19 protein-coding genes are annotated in these 15962 nt (G+C 59.0%); 9 read left to right on the forward strand and 10 right to left on the reverse strand.

The annotated features are described in order from the left end of the window. Positions 1-11 precede the first annotated feature (11 nt). The 4 genes from TU86_RS20765 to TU86_RS20780 all read right to left on the reverse strand — a co-directional run bounded on the left by TU86_RS20765 (position 12) and on the right by TU86_RS20780 (position 2121). Positions 12-689, reverse strand: coding sequence for a response regulator transcription factor (locus TU86_RS20765; RefSeq protein WP_048366205.1), 678 nt, complete (start codon positions 687-689; stop codon positions 12-14). A 12-nt stretch (positions 690-701) separates the two neighbouring features. Further along, positions 702-1109: an SH3 domain-containing protein gene (locus tag TU86_RS20770; RefSeq protein WP_048366206.1), complete on the reverse strand. Its 408-nt coding sequence runs from the start codon at positions 1107-1109 to the stop codon at positions 702-704. Between the two features lie 114 nt (positions 1110-1223). Further along, positions 1224-1523, reverse strand: coding sequence for a YciI family protein (locus TU86_RS20775; protein WP_048366207.1), 300 nt, complete (start codon positions 1521-1523; stop codon positions 1224-1226). 1 nt (position 1524) lies between these two features. Further along, entirely contained in the window at positions 1525-2121 is a 597-nt protein-coding gene (locus TU86_RS20780; protein WP_048366208.1) for a septation protein A, read from the reverse strand. An 84-nt stretch (positions 2122-2205) separates the two neighbouring features. Here TU86_RS20780 and TU86_RS20785 point away from each other — a divergent pair, with 84 nt between their 5' ends. The 8 genes from TU86_RS20785 to arfB all read left to right on the forward strand — a co-directional run bounded on the left by TU86_RS20785 (position 2206) and on the right by arfB (position 9652). Then, positions 2206-3069, forward strand: a complete 864-nt coding sequence (locus TU86_RS20785) for a PHP domain-containing protein (protein WP_048366209.1) — start codon at positions 2206-2208, stop codon at positions 3067-3069. 13 nt (positions 3070-3082) lie between these two features. After that, the gene (locus TU86_RS20790; RefSeq protein ID WP_048366210.1) at positions 3083-3712 is read left to right on the forward strand and encodes an L-threonylcarbamoyladenylate synthase; all 630 of its coding nucleotides are present in this window, start codon (positions 3083-3085) and stop codon (positions 3710-3712) included. Between the two features lie 128 nt (positions 3713-3840). Next, complete coding sequence (locus TU86_RS20795) at positions 3841-4539, forward strand: segregation and condensation protein A (protein ID WP_165599927.1); 699 nt, start codon at positions 3841-3843, stop codon at positions 4537-4539. A 12-nt stretch (positions 4540-4551) separates the two neighbouring features. Further along, the gene (gene scpB, locus TU86_RS20800) at positions 4552-5445 is read left to right on the forward strand and encodes an SMC-Scp complex subunit ScpB (protein ID WP_048366212.1); all 894 of its coding nucleotides are present in this window, start codon (positions 4552-4554) and stop codon (positions 5443-5445) included. A 74-nt stretch (positions 5446-5519) separates the two neighbouring features. Continuing rightward, the gene (locus TU86_RS20805) at positions 5520-5711 is read left to right on the forward strand and encodes a DUF1289 domain-containing protein (RefSeq protein ID WP_048366213.1); all 192 of its coding nucleotides are present in this window, start codon (positions 5520-5522) and stop codon (positions 5709-5711) included. 144 nt (positions 5712-5855) lie between these two features. Then, positions 5856-7052 carry a 23S rRNA pseudouridine(2605) synthase RluB gene (gene rluB, locus TU86_RS20810; protein WP_048366214.1) on the forward strand — a complete coding sequence of 399 codons (1197 nt, stop codon included), beginning with the start codon at positions 5856-5858 and terminating at the stop codon, positions 7050-7052. A gap of 673 nt (positions 7053-7725) precedes the next feature. Beyond that, on the forward strand, positions 7726-9147 hold the full coding sequence (locus tag TU86_RS20815; RefSeq protein WP_048366215.1) for an amino acid permease: 1422 nt from the start codon (positions 7726-7728) through the stop codon (positions 9145-9147). A gap of 91 nt (positions 9148-9238) precedes the next feature. Beyond that, positions 9239-9652, forward strand: a complete 414-nt coding sequence (gene arfB / locus TU86_RS20820; RefSeq protein WP_048366216.1) for an alternative ribosome rescue aminoacyl-tRNA hydrolase ArfB — start codon at positions 9239-9241, stop codon at positions 9650-9652. Positions 9653-9680: 28 nt separating this feature from the next. Here the strand turns inward: arfB and TU86_RS20825 are convergent, their stop codons facing one another. From TU86_RS20825 to phhA, 6 genes are all read right to left on the reverse strand, one after another. Beyond that, on the reverse strand, positions 9681-10859 hold the full coding sequence (locus TU86_RS20825) for an MFS transporter (RefSeq protein ID WP_048366217.1): 1179 nt from the start codon (positions 10857-10859) through the stop codon (positions 9681-9683). Positions 10860-10877: 18 nt separating this feature from the next. Beyond that, on the reverse strand, positions 10878-11054 hold the full coding sequence (locus TU86_RS23110) for a hypothetical protein (RefSeq protein ID WP_087148781.1): 177 nt from the start codon (positions 11052-11054) through the stop codon (positions 10878-10880). Between the two features lie 88 nt (positions 11055-11142). Then, positions 11143-11274, reverse strand: a complete 132-nt coding sequence (locus TU86_RS23530; RefSeq protein ID WP_255163946.1) for a hypothetical protein — start codon at positions 11272-11274, stop codon at positions 11143-11145. Positions 11275-11466: 192 nt separating this feature from the next. Beyond that, a complete protein-coding gene (locus tag TU86_RS20830) occupies positions 11467-12666 on the reverse strand; it encodes an amino acid aminotransferase (RefSeq protein ID WP_162207814.1) in 1200 nt (399 codons plus the stop codon). After that, the gene (locus TU86_RS20835; RefSeq protein ID WP_048366218.1) at positions 12663-13019 is read right to left on the reverse strand and encodes a 4a-hydroxytetrahydrobiopterin dehydratase; all 357 of its coding nucleotides are present in this window, start codon (positions 13017-13019) and stop codon (positions 12663-12665) included. The genes TU86_RS20830 and TU86_RS20835 overlap by 4 nt, the downstream gene beginning before the upstream one ends. A 64-nt stretch (positions 13020-13083) precedes the next feature. Continuing rightward, positions 13084-13875, reverse strand: a complete 792-nt coding sequence (gene phhA / locus TU86_RS20840; RefSeq protein WP_048366219.1) for a phenylalanine 4-monooxygenase — start codon at positions 13873-13875, stop codon at positions 13084-13086. 350 nt (positions 13876-14225) lie between these two features. Between phhA and TU86_RS20845 the strand changes: the two genes are divergently transcribed. Next, positions 14226-15785 carry a sigma-54-dependent transcriptional regulator gene (locus TU86_RS20845; protein ID WP_048366220.1) on the forward strand — a complete coding sequence of 520 codons (1560 nt, stop codon included), beginning with the start codon at positions 14226-14228 and terminating at the stop codon, positions 15783-15785. Positions 15786-15962: the final 177 nt, after the last annotated feature.

Here is a 15962-nt window from a genome sequence, read left to right on the forward strand (position 1 = left end):
GCTGCGTCCCTTCAGGCGCTGTAGAAGTAGCCACGGCTGCGCAGTGCAACGATGCGCGGACGGCCATCGGGGTGCGGGCCGATCTTTTTGCGCAGGTTGCTGACGTGCATGTCCAGGCTGCGGTCGTACAACGTCAACTTGCGGCCCAGCGCCAGTTGCGCCAGCGCCTGTTTGTCCAGTGGCTCGCCGGGTTGACGCAGCAAGGCGTCGAGGATGCGGCTTTCGGAGACGGTCAGGGTGATGTCGTGCTCATTGATGGTGGCCACACCGCGCATCGGGCTGAAACACAGGTCGCCCAATTCGATCTGGCTGGAGGTGGCGGGCGGATGGCTGCGGCGCAGCACAGCGCGCAGGCGGGCGGTCAGCTCGCGGGGGTCGCAGGGCTTGGCCAGGTAATCGTCGGCGCCCAGTTCCAGCCCCAGAATGCGGTCCAGCGGCTCACCCCTGGCCGAGAGCATCAGCACCGGCAAGTCGGGGTGATCGCTGCGCAACTGCTTGAGCAGTTCCAGGCCGCTGCCATCGGGCAGCATCACGTCCAGCACTACAGCGTCAGGGCTGGACTCGGCCAGCGCGTTGCGGGCGCTCACGCCGTCGTAACACGCACGCACCTGGAAACCTTCCTGGCTCAGCCAACTGCTCAGGAGTTCACACAACTCCTGGTCATCATCTATCAGTAACAGGTCGCTCATGACTCACTCTATTTATAGCCATTGCCGACGCTGTTTACGTCCGCCGCTGGCGAAGATACCGCAGAGTAGGGCCAATAGGGCAACTGCGCCACCAATCACAAACCACTGTTGTGAGTCGGTCAGCAGGTGAAAGCCGGGGTTGGACTGCGCTTTGTCGAGCTGTTGCTTGAGGCGCAGGTTCTCTTGACGCAGTTGGCTCAACTGGCTGCTTTCGCGGGTGGCGTCGGCGTCTTTCAGGGCTTGGCTCAGTTCGCCGCGCAGGCGTTCACTCTCGCCAAGGCGTTGTTGCAAGTCCGTAATGCGCGCACCGGCGCTCAGTGACAATGGCACTGAGTTATCAGAGGAAGGAGCGTCTTCAGCGTGGGCGAGAGAGCCCAGCGATAACATGATTAACAGCAGACACAACAAACCTTGACGCATCGCAACTCCTCATTCCTGATGGGATTCGCAGAGGTTGTCGGCCGCTAAACCAGAATAATGAGCCATGCAGCGACGCGACGAACCCGATGAGCGGTTCCGTCGCGCAGCGAGGCTTTAAGGCAGGACTTGCTTGAACGGTTTGACCATGACATTTGCGTACACGCCAGCAGCGACGTACGGGTCCTCATCGGCCCAGCGTTGAGCATCGGCCAGCGAGTCAAACTCGGCGACGATCAGGCTGCCGGTGAAACCGGCTGCGCCCGGATCATTGCTGTCGATGGCCGGGTGCGGGCCGGCCAGCACCACGCGGCCTTCCTGTTTGAGTTGCTGCAAACGCTCAAGGTGTGCCGGGCGAGCAGCCAGGCGGGCTTCAAGCGAGTGGGCGACGTCAGTGGCAATGATTGCGTAGAGCATGTCAGTCCTCGGTTTTGGAGGTTGGAGTGTCGGAATCATGCAAGTGGCGCGACAGGTAAATGCCTTGGCCTACCAGAAACAGAACAGTCAGGCCCAGGCTGCCGAATACCTTGAAGTCGACCCAGATGCTTTGAAAGGTGAACGCAACAAACAGGTTGGCCGCCCCGCAGAACAAAAAGAAGGCGATCCAGGCCAGGTTCAGGCGCGTCCAGACCGCGTCAGGCAGGGTCAGTGCGTGGCCCATGACACGTTTGATCAGCAGCTTGTCACCGATAAAGTGGCTACCGGCAAACACCAGCGCAAACAGCCAGTTCACCACCGGCGCTTTCCACTTGAGGAAGGTTTCGCTGTGGAACGCCAGGGTCAGGCTGCCGAACACAATGCAGGCAATCAGGGTCAGCCATTGGCTCTTTTCAAGTTTGCGTTGCTTGAAAAACAGAATGCCGTAGACCACCACAGAACTGAGGATCAGCATCGCCGTAGCGCTGAAAATCCCGCCGAAGGTCAAGCTATGGCCTGCGATTTCGACGATACGGGGTTCGATTTTGTAGACGATGAAAAACAGTAACAGCGGGATGAAGTCGATGAATTGTTTCACAGTGGCAGCCAGAAGCAGGATGTGGCGGCATAATAACAAACATCAATGACAGCGAAAGCGTCAGCTAGAGGTTATTAAATCCCCGTGGAAATTGACTTGCATTGCCATAGCACCGCTTCCGATGGCGCTTTGGCGCCAGCGGTACTGGTAGCGCGTGCGTTCGAGAAAGGTGTGCGAGTCCTGGCCCTGACCGATCACGACACACTTGAAGGCCTGGAAGAAGCCCGCTCGGCGGCGCAGTCGCTGAACATGCAACTGGTCAACGGCATCGAACTCTCCTGCACTTGGGGGGGCGCGACCATTCATGTGCTCGGTTACGGTTTCGATACTCAGGCCCCTGCACTGGTTGGTGCCATCGCCGCACTGCACGATGGCCGCTGGCTGCGTGCCGAAGAAATCAGCCGCAAGCTGGCGCTCAAGGGCATGCCGGGCGCGCTTGAAGGTGCGCGGGCAATTCAGCAAGCGCTGGGTGACAGTGGCAATGCGCCAGCGCGCCCGCACTTTGCGGATTTTTTGGTCGGTGCCGGTTACGTCAAGGATCGCGCCGAAGCGTTCCGCAAGTGGCTGGGCGCGGGCAAGTTGGGCGACGTCAAACAGCATTGGCCCACCCTGGAAGACACCGTCGCCACGTTGCGTGCAGCAGGTGCCTGGGTCAGCCTGGCGCATCCATCGCATTACGATTTCACCCGCAGCAAGCGCCGACGCCTGATTGGCGACTATATTCAAGCGGGGGGGCACGCGATTGAGGTAGTCAATGGTTATCAGCCTGCAGAACAAGTAGGCGGCTTGGCGATTCTGGCGCGTGAGTTTGGTTTGCTGGTGACTGCCGGCAGTGACTTTCATGGCCCTGGCGGCTGGTCCGAGATTGGCGAGTACCGCGCGATCCCGGACGATCTGCCGCCATTGTGGCGTCGGTTCAAATTAGATCCGCCCATCGCCAACGTCTGAACAGGTAAATAACGTGAGTCAATTTTTCCAGATTCATCCGCAAAACCCGCAACCGCGTCTGATCAAGCAGGCGGTTGAGATCATCAAAAAAGGCGGGGTGGTGATCTACCCCACCGACTCGTCTTACGCCGTCGGTTGCCAGATGGGCGATAAGAGCGCGATCGACAAGATCAAGCGCTTGCGCAATCTGGACGACAAACACAACTTCACCCTGATGTGCAGCGACCTGTCGCAGTTAGGGCTGTTCGCCAAGGTCGACACCGGCACCTTTCGCTTGCTCAAAGCGCATACGCCGGGGCCGTACACCTTCATTCTCAATGCCACCCGCGAAGTGCCGCGCCTGCTGCTGCACCCCAAGCGCCGCACCATCGGCATGCGTGTGCCCCAGCACCCTCTGGCGCTCGCACTGTTGGCTGAACTCGGTGAGCCGCTGATGAGCGTGACCCTGATCCTGCCGGGCGAAAGCGAACCGCTTGAAGACCCGTACGCGATTCGCGATGCGCTGGAAAAACAGGTCGACCTGATCATTGATGGCGGTGATGGTGGGCGCAAGGCCAGCACTGTGATCAACCTGACGGGTGATGAGCCTGAAGTCGTACGTGTGGGCTGTGGTGATCCGACGCCCTTTATGGTCGAGGCCTGATGTCTGACGTAGAAGTGATTGACGCTGTAGACCCGCAGGCCGGTGCCCAGCAAGAACTGCCGTTTGCGATGGTGTATGGCCAGGCCGTCATCGAAATGCCGCAAGACCTGTACATCCCGCCGGATGCGCTGGAGGTGTTTCTCGATGCGTTCGAAGGCCCGCTCGACTTGCTGCTGTACCTGATTCGCAAACAAAATATCGACATTCTTGACATCCCGGTGGCTGAAATTACCCGCCAATACATGGGTTATGTCGAATTGATGAAGACGGTGCGCCTTGAATTGGCGGCCGAGTATCTGGTGATGGCGGCCATGCTGGCCGAGATCAAGTCGCGCATGCTGCTGCCGCGCTCGGTCGAGATCGAAGAAGACGAAGGCGATCCGCGTGCTGAACTGATTCGCCGCTTGCAGCAGTACGAGCGTTTCAAGGCTGCGGCTGAAGGCATCGACGGCCTCGAACGGGTCGGACGTGACGTGTTCGTGCCCAAGCTGGACGCTCCCCAGGCCCGTGCGCGCAAATTGGTGCCGGATGTGGCGCTGGAAGAGTTGCTGATGTCGATGGCTGAAGTGCTGCGTCGCTCTGACATGTTCGAAAGTCACCAGGTCAGCCGCGAAGCGCTGTCCACCCGTGAGCGCATGAGTGATGTGCTGGAACGCCTCAAAGGCGGCGGTTTTGTACCCTTTAGTGAGCTGTTTACCGCAGAAGAGGGGCGTTTGGGGGTGGTGGTAACCTTTATGGCCATCCTTGAGCTGGTCAAGGAGTCCTTGATCGAGTTGGTACAGAACGAGCCCTACGCGGCGATCCATGTGCGGGCGCGAGCCGAATAAAGAGCTGAAACCATGAATTTGACTGATCCCCGTGAGCTGGCCACGTTGCTTGAGGCCTTTCTGTTGGCCTCGGGAAAGCCTCAAAGCCTTGAACGGTTGTTTGAACTGTTTGAAGAGGGTGAACGCCCGCAGCCTCCGGTGTTCAAGAAGGCCCTGGAGTTGCTGCGCAAATCCTGCGAGGGCCGTTCGTTTGAACTTAAAGAAGTCGCCTCTGGCTATCGCCTGCAAATTCGCGACGCGTTTTCGCCGTGGGTGGGGCGTTTGTGGGAAGAGCGCCCGCAGCGTTACTCGCGGGCAATGCTCGAAACCATGGCGCTGATTGCTTATCGTCAGCCCATTACCCGGGGCGAAATTGAAGATGTGCGCGGTGTGGCGGTCAACAGCCATATTGTTAAAACCCTGCTGGAGCGCGAGTGGATTCGCATCGTCGGCTATCGCGAAGTGCCAGGGCGACCCGCAATGTTTGCCACCACCAAAGGTTTTCTCGATCACTTCAACCTCAAAAACCTCGACGACCTGCCGCCGCTTGCTGAACTGCGCGAGCTTGAGCCCGATCCGATTCTCGACTTCGACGATGCCCCGGTGCCTGATCACATTCAGGCGCTGGCGGATGAAAGCGCCGAGCCTGAGGAGCCGAAAGACGAAACCAGCTTCCGTAGCTTGCTCACGGAACTGGACTCGATGGAAGAAGGTCTTAAAACCGACTTCGATGATTTGCTGCGTGAAGACTTGGTTAAAGAGGCGCCCGCGCCTGAGGTGCCGGCGACCGATGCCGAACAGGCACGTAGCCAACTGCTGGCAGCCGTGGCGGCGCTTGAGCTGGCGCCTGGCATGAGCGATGAAGAGTTGGAAGCGCAAGCCCTGGCTGACGCCATCGAGCAAGAGCGACTTGAGCGCGAAGACTGACGTTGCCCACAGGCGCTGGCGCAGCCTGCGCCAGCGCCTACGGTATTTGCGTATTTTTCTGGAGGTCTCAAAGCATGAGTGCCCTCAAAGATCCCTGTATTGGCGTGTGTAAATTTGCCGATGACGTTTGCCTCGGCTGCGGACGTTCTAAGCGCGAAATCAAGGCCTGGAAGACACTCGACAAAGATGAAAAGCGTGCGGTACTGGCGCAAGCCGACTTGCGTTTGCTGACACTTGGCGCCACCGGTCGGCGGAAAAACAAGTAAGCCTGGCAGAACACGACTCGCCTTTGATGCGAAATGCGCAACATCAGCGTATGATTCGCGACCCTTTGCGGCGCAACTGCGTCACAAGGCCCATTTTTTACAGCTCAGGCGCTCGCCTGAATTGACACACCGGGAGGTGCCCAGATGAAAGATCTAGACCCTAAAGACAGCCAGGAAATTGGCCCAGCAGGCGAGAAACTGCAAAAAGTACTCGCCCGCATCGGCGTTGGCTCGCGTCGCGACGTAGAAAGTTGGATCAGCCAGGGCCGCATCAAGGTCAATGGCAAGGATGCAACCCTGGGTCTGCGCGTTGACCTGCACGACGCCATCTCCATTGATGGCAAGGTGATCAAGCGCGAAGAGGCCGCCGAATCGGTGCGCCGCGTGATCATGTACAACAAGCCTGACGGCGAAATCTGCACCCGTGACGACCCTGAAGGCCGTCCAACCGTATTCGACAAGTTGCCGCGCCCTAAAGAAGGTCGCTGGATCAACATCGGTCGTCTCGATATCAACACCACCGGCTTGCTGATGTTCACCACTGACGGTGAGCTGGCGAACCGTCTGATGCACCCCTCCTACGAAATGGACCGTGAATACGCGGTACGTGTACGTGGCGAAGTGGATGACGAGATGATCGAGCGCCTCAAGGCGGGCGTGGTGCTGGAAGACGGCCCAGCGCGTTTCACCGACATCAAACAGGCGCCGGGCGGCGAAGGCTTTAACCATTGGTACCACTGTGTGGTGATGGAAGGCCGTAACCGTGAAGTACGTCGTTTGTGGGAATCTCAGGGTCTGGTGGTCAGCCGTCTGAAGCGCGTGCGTTTCGGCCCGGTGTTCCTCAACTCTGACCTGCCGATGGGTCGCTGGCGTGAAATGGGTCAGTACGAGGTGGACATTCTCAGCGCTGAAGTCGGCCTCACGCCGGTTGCCATGCCAGAGATGAATGCCAAGAACAAAGACAAGCTTGAGCGTTTGCAGCGTAAGTCCTCGCGCCCTGTGGCCCGTGCCGACCGTGTTGCACGCACTGTGCGTCCGGCCGAGGGTGCGCCATTGGCACCGCGTCCAGCGCGCCAGCCGCACATCGAAGGTGAGCGTCCAGCACGTCCGGCGCGTGATGAAGCCGCGCGCCCGGCACGCAAGCCAGCGGGCCGTACTGACCGTGTGCCAGCAGGTCGTGGTGCACCGGTTGCCGAGCGTCCAAGCGAAATGAACAAGCGCCCGGGCAAGCCGACGCGTCAAGGCCCCAAGCTGGTTGACGATGCACCGTCCGGCAAGCGCCGCGGCGCACCGGCCGGTTCCGGTCAGCGTCCAGGCTTCGGTCGTCGCAAGCCGCAGTAAGCGTGTAGCGCGGTAAACAAAACGCCAACCCTCGGGTTGGCGTTTTTTTATGCGTGTAAAACCTGATGGCGTCGTCAGCGCAGCCTGCGCATCTTGTCAGGGGCTACAGATACTCATTCAAAATCAAAGGATTAGGGCTGCGACAATCAGTCGCCCGCGTGCATGTAGTGTTTATGGTGGAAATAATTCTTTACGCTTAGTCAATAAATCGTGACGAATACTGCCTCTTTTACCCCTTGGAGCGAGGAAAGCACGGTTGTGTATAGAAAGTTTTCCGCGTTTTACAGATTTGTGACGTTTACGGGCCGAACTGCGGCTTGTTTCGTCTTGCTATCGGCTGTGTGATGGGATCTTGCCTACGAGCGGGTGTACAATGCGCGGCGTTTTAACTGTGACTCAATGGCGTAACCGCGCTTTTTGCGCCGCTCGGCGATGTGCTGATTGGCCAAAACCTCAAGGCTAACCCGCCTTGTTAACTCCGCAATGCCATAAGCCTTGCGGGTTCGATTCCGTCACAGATAAAAACAAACAGGTGACGCATGACTCGTGAAACAACCATGGATTCCTGGCGTCTGCGCTGGGGTTTGATTTGTGTTGTAGACCCTTCGATCACTGCCGGTGCTCAAGCGAAAACGCACTGAATGCCATCAAACCTTGTGTGGAACCCTTTTTAATGAGTGGACAAACCTCGCATTCGGGCGAGCTTAAACGCGGCCTGAAAAATCGCCATATCCAGCTGATTGCCCTGGGTGGCGCGATCGGTACTGGCTTGTTCCTCGGCTCGGCCGGGGTACTGAAATCTGCCGGCCCGTCGATGATTCTGGGCTATGCAATCTGCGGCTTCATTGCCTTTATGATCATGCGCCAGCTCGGCGAAATGATCGTTGAAGAGCCGGTAGCCGGCTCCTTCAGCCACTTCGCGCACAAATACTGGGGCGGCTTTGCCGGCTTCATGTCGGGCTGGAACTGTTGGGTGCTGTACATCCTGGTCGGCATGTCGGAACTGACGGCCGTGGGTAAATACGTGCACTACTGGTGGCCCGAGATCCCGACCTGGGCGTCGGCGGCGGCGTTCTTCGTGCTGATCAACGTAATCAACCTGACCAACGTCAAAGTGTTTGGCGAGGCCGAGTTCTGGTTCGCGATCATTAAAGTGGTGGCCATCGTGGGCATGATCGCCCTGGGCAGCTACTTGCTGGTCAGCGGCAGTGGCGGCCCGCAAGCATCGGTCAGTAACCTGTGGGAGCACGGGGGCTTCTTCCCGCATGGCATTACCGGCCTGGTGATGGCAATGGCCTTCATCATGTTCTCGTTTGGCGGTCTGGAGATGCTCGGTTTCACCGCAGCAGAAGCCGACAAGCCGCGCACGGTGATCCCTAAAGCGATCAATCAGGTGATCTACCGCATCCTGATTTTCTACATCGGCGCTCTGGTGGTGCTGTTGTCCCTGACGCCGTGGGATGCGTTGCTCGAAACGCTCAACGCCGGTGGCGACAGCTACAGCAGCAGCCCGTTTGTGCAGGTGTTCTCCATGCTGGGCAGCAACACTGCTGCGCACATCCTCAACTTTGTGGTCTTGACCGCGGCATTGTCGGTGTACAACAGCGGCACCTACTGCAACAGCCGCATGTTGCTGGGCATGGCGCAGCAGGGCGATGCTCCCAAAGTGCTGGCCAAAATCGACACGCGCGGCGTGCCGGTAAACTCGATCCTGGCCTCGGCCGCGGTGACGGTGATTGCTGTGCTGCTCAACTATTTGATGCCGCACGACGCGCTGGAACTGTTGATGTCGCTGGTGGTGGCCACCTTGGTGATCAACTGGGCGATGATCAGCTTCTCGCACTTCAAGTTCCGTCAGCACATGGACAAAACCGCACAAACCCCGCTGTTCAAAGCGTTGTGGTACCCGTACGGCAACTACATCTGTCTGGCGTTTGTGGCGTTCATTCTGGTCATCATGCTGATGATCCCGGGCATTCGCGTGTCGGTGTACGCGATTCCGGTGTGGGTGGCCTTCATGTGGGTGTGCTTCTTGATCAAGGGCAGGCGCGAAGCGCACGCTTCGACCGCAGCTTACGGCTCGGCCGGCAAGTAAGCGTTACCCTGACTAACAACCAACCCGGCCATGGCGCCGGGTTTGTTGTTTGTGGGGTATCCTGCACGCCCTGAAAACGGACCCTTTTGTAATGCTGGTGATTTCCAACAACGTGCACATCCCCGACGCCGAGATCGAACTCACGGCGATTCGCGCCCAAGGCGCGGGCGGTCAGAACGTCAACAAAGTCTCAAGCGCCATGCACTTGCGCTTTGACATCCCCAACTCGTCGTTGCCGCCGTTTTACAAAGAGCGGCTGCTGGCGCTGCGTGACAGTCGCATTACCAGTGATGGCGTATTGATCATCAAGGCGCAGCAATACCGCACCCAGGAGCAGAACCGCGCCGATGCGCTGGAGCGTTTGCTGGCGTTGATTGTGAGCGCGACCAAGGTCGAGAAAAAGCGCCGTCCCACCAAGCCGACGCTGGGGTCAAAAAAACGTCGGCTCGAATCCAAAACCAAGCGCGGCAACATCAAGGCGGGGCGCGGCAAAGTGGATTTTTGATCCCGTTGCCGGGGTCGACGTAGAGACCCTAGGTTGCGCGGGCCTGGCGGTAGAGGTACACGCTCAGCATCAGCCCGCTAAACGCGGCCAGTGCGGCGAACAAGAAGATCGAGGCAAAACCAAAGCCTGCCGCCACGGCGCCCACCAGTGGCCCGGTGATACCCAGCGATAAATCGATAAACAACGAATACGCCCCCACGGCGGCCCCGCGGCTTGAGGCAGGCACCAGATTCACCGCTTCAACCCCCAGCGCCGGGAAGACCAGCGAGAAGCCAAATCCGCTCAGCGCCGCACCGGCCAGCGCCAGTTGCGGGTTGGGTGCCAGCCATAACCCCAGCAGACCCACGGTTTCGACGCTCAAGCAGGCAATTGCAACACGGAAGCCGCCGATGCGATTTATCAGGTTGCCGAACAGCAGTCGCGCACCGATAAAACTGGCGCCGAACAGGCTGAGGCACAGCACGGCGTTTTCCCAATGCTGGGTTGCGTAGTACAGGGTGATGAACGTGGCGATGGTGCCAAACCCGATAGAACCCAGCGCCAGCCCGGTGCCGTGGGGCAGGACGCGGCCCAGAACATGCAAAAACGGCAGGCGCACGCCACTGACGATCGGCGCCGCCAGCTTGGGCCACGCCAACAATAAGCCCAGCACCGCCAGCGCAATGATGCTGGCACCCATGCTCCACATGCCCCAGTGGTTGACCATCAGCACGCCCAGCGGAGCGCCGATGGCGATTGCCCCGTAACTGGCGATGCCGTTCCACGAGATCACTTTGGCGGTGTTGTGCGCGCCTACGCGGCCGATGCCCCAGCCAATCGAGCCTGAGCCGACCAGGCTTTCGGCGCTGCCCAGCACCAGTCGCCCGAGCAGCAGGCTGGCAAGGCTCAGGGCGGGCATCGCCGACAGCCAACTGGAGAGCAGCATAAATACGCCGCTCAGACCGCACCCGGCCAGGCCGTACATGACCGCGCGCTTGCTGCCCAGGTTGTCGATGATGCGGCTGGCGTACGGGCGACTCAGCAGCGTGGCCAGGTATTGCACGCTGATCACCAGCCCGGCGATGACGGTGCCGTAACCCAGGTGGTTGTGAACGTAGCCGGGTAATACCGCCAGCGCAATGCCGATGTTCAGATAGCCAATGAAGGTAAACAGCACGATGGACATCACTTGCAGCGTGATTGCCAGGGGGCGTTGTGTTTCAGGCATGGGCGCAGGTCCTGCGGATTAAAGCGGTGCAACCAGGCGGGTTGCAATCAGGGCGGCCAGGGCGTTTTCCTGGGTGCCGAAACGCTGGAGCAGGGTGGCTTGTTTTTCGGGGGTCAGGCGCTCCCACAGCTCGATCATTTTTTCGGCTGTGCCGATCAGTACGCTGGCTTGGGTGTCGCTGAAAGAATCAGTCACGCGGGAATCCGGGGTTGAGAACGGTGCGGCGATTGTGTCAGGCGGTATGAAAAGCTGAAAGCTTTTCGCACCGCCTGAGTGCGAACCGTCAGTCTTCGCTGTCGGCCTTGAGGCTTTCAGGGGCCTCGTCCAGTGCGGGGTTTTCGCCACTGGTGTGTTGCGGGGTCGGCTGCTGAGTTTCATGCAGGCTTGGGAAGGGGAGGTTTGGGATTTCGTGCATCGTCGCGCTCCTCGCAAGGTGTGTTTTTAAATCGCTGGGTACATCGGCGCTTTTAAAAAGCTTGGGCAGGATACATGACCGGGTGTGACAATTTGTCTTTTTTTACGTCTGGCGGGGCTTTGTGGCGAACTTTTCATGTTGCTGTTGTCGTGCAAGCAGGCGCGAGCAAGCCCGCGCCTGGCGTTGCCACCGTTAGTGCGTACACACCTGCGCAATCGCCTTGGCCAGCAGGCTCAGGCGGGTGCCGTCGACGCCTGCCATGTTGGCGCGGCCTGAACCGACCATGTACACGCTATGTTTCTCGCGCAGCAATTGCACTTGTTCGGCGTTGAGGCCGGTGTAGGAGAACATCCCGCGCTGTTGGTTGATGTGGGCAAAGTGTTCGGCCAGACCAAACGGCGTCAGCGCTTCGACCAAACCGCTGCGCAGTTGCGCGATACGACTGCGCATGGCTTCCACTTCGCCGGCCCACAACGTCTTGAGTTGCTCATCACCCAGGATGGTCGCCACCACAGCCGCGCCGTGGTCCGGCGGATTGGACCACAGGTTACGGGCCAGATAGGCCAGTTGGCTGCGGATGTCCGTCAGTTTTTCGGCGTCGCTCGCGCACACGATCAACGCCCCGACACGTTCGCGGTACAGGCCGAAGTTCTTTGAGCAGGAGCTGGTGATCAGCAGTTCGGGCAGTTCGCTGGCAAACAGGCGCGTAGACCACGCATCCTGCTCCAGGTCGTCACCAAATCCCTGGTAGGCAAAGTCGATCAGCGGCAACAGCTCGCGGCGCTTGACCACATCCAGCACCTGGTGCCAGTCCTCCTGTGACAAGTCAAACCCGGTCGGGTTATGACAGCAGGCATGCAGCAGCACCACATCGCCTTTAGGGGCTTGTTCCAGGGCAGCCAGCATCGCGGCGACGTTGAGCGTGTTGTCGCTGCCCACGTACGGGTAGTGGCTGATCTTCAAACCGGCTGCCGCGAAAATGGTTTCGTGGATCGGCCAGGTAGGATCGCTCAGCCAAATGCCGCGCCCCGGCAGGCACTGTGCAATAAAGTCGGCACTTAAGCGCAAGGCGCCTGTGCCGCCGGGCGTCTGTGTAGCGCCCGCACGTTTGTCGGCCAGCAAGGGCGACGCCTCACCCAGCACCAGTTCGCTGATCAGTTGCCCAAAACGGCTGTCGCCATGACCGCCGATGTAGGTTTTGGTCTGCTGCTGCTCAACCAAGCGCTGTTCGGCCTGTTTGACCGATTGCAGGATCGGCGTCAGGCCCTTGGCGTCCTTATAGACGCCCACGCCCAGGTCGAATTTGTTCGGGTTGGTGTCCTGATTGTAGGCGTCCATCAGGCCCAGAATCGGGTCGCCCGGCACCCGGCCAATGGCCGCGAAGTGCTTCACTTGCGACCTTCGGCGGTTTTGGCTACGTCGTCAGTGCGCGCGGCCATGATGAAGTCATTGCGATGCAGGCCCTTGATGGAGTGGCTCCACCAGGTAACGGTCACTTTGCCCCACTCGGTGAGCAAACCCGGGTGATGGCCTTCGGCTTCAGCGATCTCGCCAACGGCGTTGGTGAACGCCAGTGCAAATTTGAAGTTTTTGAACAAAAAGACCTTTTCCAGCTGCATCACGCCGTCGCGCACTTCGATGTTCCAGTCCGGGATCTGTTTGATCAGCACCGGCAGTTCTTCGTCGCTGACCTGGGGGGCATCGGCGCGGCAGGCTTCGCAGTGGGCTTGGTTCAGTGCGTTCATGGTGTGTTCCTGAAGTCAGTTTTTCTTATGGGTACAAAAGAAAGAAGGTTTCAAAAAAGACGTGTTACGCCGCTTTGGGTTTAGGCGGGAACTTGGGCGCATGCAGGCCCATCTTCATGCCTGTTTCGACCATGCCCATGATGTCTTCGTGGGCCAAATCGAACAGTCGCTTCAAGTCCGGCAGGACAAAATACAGCGGCTGCAAAATATCGATGCGGTACGGGGTGCGCATGGCTTCTAGTGGATCGAAGGCGTGATGTTCCGGTTCTGAAGACAGGCTGTAAACCGTTTCTTTGGGCGATGAAAGAATACCGCCGCCGTAGATGCGCTGGCCTTCTGGGGTGTCGACCAGCCCAAACTCGATTGTCATCCAGTACAGGCGGGCCAGATACACGCGCTGTTCCTTGGTGGCTTGCAGGCCGAGCTTGCCGTAGGTGTGGGTAAATTCAGCGAACCACGGGTTGGTCAGCAGTGGGCAGTGGCCGAAAATCTCATGGAAAATATCCGGCTCTTGCAGGTAATCGAGTTCTTCGGGCGTGCGAATAAAGGTCGCTACCGGGAACTGCTTATTGGCCAGCAATTCGAAGAAGGTTTGAAACGGGATCAGTGCCGGTACGCGGGCCACTTGCCAGCCGGTGGTTTCAGCCAGCACTTTGTTGATCTCGCCCAGCTGCGGAATGCGGTCATGGGGCAGGCCCAGCTTGTCGATACCTTCCATGTATTCAGGGCAGGCACGCCCTTGCAGCAGCTTGAGTTGGCGGGTAATCAGCGTGTTCCACACCGCGTGCTCGGCCGGTGTGTAGTCGATAAAGCCATCAGCATCAGGCTCGCGGGCGACGTATTTCGTTTGCTTCATGGGACTCTCCGCAAGGAAATCGTTTTTATTATTCGGTGTGTGGCGATGACTAAGTGATACCTCAAGCGATTGCGTCGTGCAGCTAGCCTAAAGCCACTAATGCTGGGATGATGCGTCATATTCGTAAACTATTCGTTACGACTTGCGGGCCATGCTGAGAGTATTGCTGTCGACGAAGGTCAAACTGTCACAAAAACGTGACATTGAAATGCGCGGCCCGCTAAATATCCGCTCTTTGCAAGCGCTGGCACGGGTTGCGAGCGTTTAGCGGTCAGCGGTCAGCGGATCGCAGCCTGTGGCAGCTCCTGCGGGAGGTGTGTGGTGTTTAATTCTTTTTTGAGCCTTTCCCCATGCGTATCAAGGTCCATTGTCAAAACCGGATTGGCATTCTGCGCGACATTCTCAATCTGCTGGTCGCCTATGGCATCAACGTCAAGCGTGGTGAGGTGGGCGGCGATCAGGGCAACGCGATCTATCTGTATTGCCCCAACCTGATCAATTTGCAGTTCCAGGCCCTGCGCCCCAAGTTTGAAACCATCGCCGGGGTGTTCGGTGTCAAGCGTGTAGGTTTAATGCCTAGCGAACGTCGGCATATGGAACTCAACGCCTTGCTGGGTGCGCTGGAATTTCCGGTTCTGTCCATCGACATGGGTGGCTCCATCGTGGCGGCCAATCGCGCTGCGGCGCAATTGCTCGGTGTGCGTGTGGATGAAGTGCCGGGCATCGCGCTCGCGCGTTACGCCGAAGACTTTGACTTGCCGGAGTTGGTGCGGGCCAACAAATCGCGCATCAACGGCATGCGGGTCAAAATCAAAGGGCACGTGTTTCTGGCCGACATCGCGCCGCTGCAACTGGACAGCGATGACAGTGAGGCCATGGCGGGGGCGGTACTGACATTGCACCGTGCCGACCGTGTAGGCGAGCAAATCTACAACGTGCGCAAGCAAGAGCTGCGCGGTTTTGACAGCATCTTCCAAAGCTCCAAAGTGATGGCTGCCGTGGTGCGCGAAGCGCGGCGTATGGCGCCGCTGGACGCCCCTCTATTAATAGAGGGCGAAACCGGCACCGGCAAAGAATTGCTGGCGCGCGCTTGCCACCTCGCCAGCCCGCGCGGGCAGTCTCCTTTAATGGCGCTCAATTGCGCAGGCTTGCCGGAGTCGATGGCCGAAACCGAACTCTTTGGTTACGGGCCGGGGGCTTTCGAAGGGGCGCGGGCCGAGGGCAAGCTCGGGTTGTTGGAGCTGACGGCTGGCGGCACGTTGTTTCTCGACGGCGTGGGAGAGATGAGTCCGCGTTTGCAGGTCAAACTGCTGCGCTTTTTGCAGGACGGCTGCTTTCGTCGCGTGGGCAGCGATGAAGAGGTGTACCTCGATGTGCGTGTGATGTGTGCCACGCAGGTGGATTTGTCCGAGCTGTGTGCCAAGGGTGAGTTCCGTCAGGATCTTTACCATCGCTTGAACGTGTTGTCGCTGCACATTCCGCCGCTGCGTGAATGCCTGGACGGATTGGCGCCGTTGGTCGAGCACTTTCTGGATCAGGCCAGCCGCCAGATCGGTTGCCCGCTGCCGCGTCTGGCGCCTGCGGCGATGGACCGTTTGAGTCACTACCATTGGCCGGGCAACGTGCGCCAGTTAGAAAACGTGCTGTTTCAGGCGGTGTCGCTGTGCGAGGGCGGGGTGGTCAAGGCTGAGCATATTCGCTTGCCCGATTATGGTGTGCGCCAGCCCTTGGGCGAGTTTTCAATGGACGGCGGACTGGACCAAATTGTCGGCCGCTTCGAGAAAACCGTGCTTGAACAGCTGTATGCCGAGTACCCGAGCAGCCGATTGCTGGGCAAGCGGCTCGGTGTGTCTCACACCACCATCGCCAACAAGCTGCGCGAGTACGACATTCTCAAGCCCACACATTAATCCGTAACAGCCTGCCAGCCTGGCGGGCCCGTCGCCTGACAGGCCACGCCTTGCCGCCTTCGGCCTGTTCGCGCCGTTTTTACGTCTTTTACGCCGTCCGACGTTTCCTCTGATGGGCCTCAAAACCCCGCAAAGCCGGGGTTTTTCGCCGTCAAAAAAAAGTTGGTGCGCAAATTG

This window comes from Pseudomonas weihenstephanensis (assembly GCF_001043055.1).
In the GTDB taxonomy this organism is placed as follows: domain Bacteria; phylum Pseudomonadota; class Gammaproteobacteria; order Pseudomonadales; family Pseudomonadaceae; genus Aquipseudomonas; species Aquipseudomonas weihenstephanensis.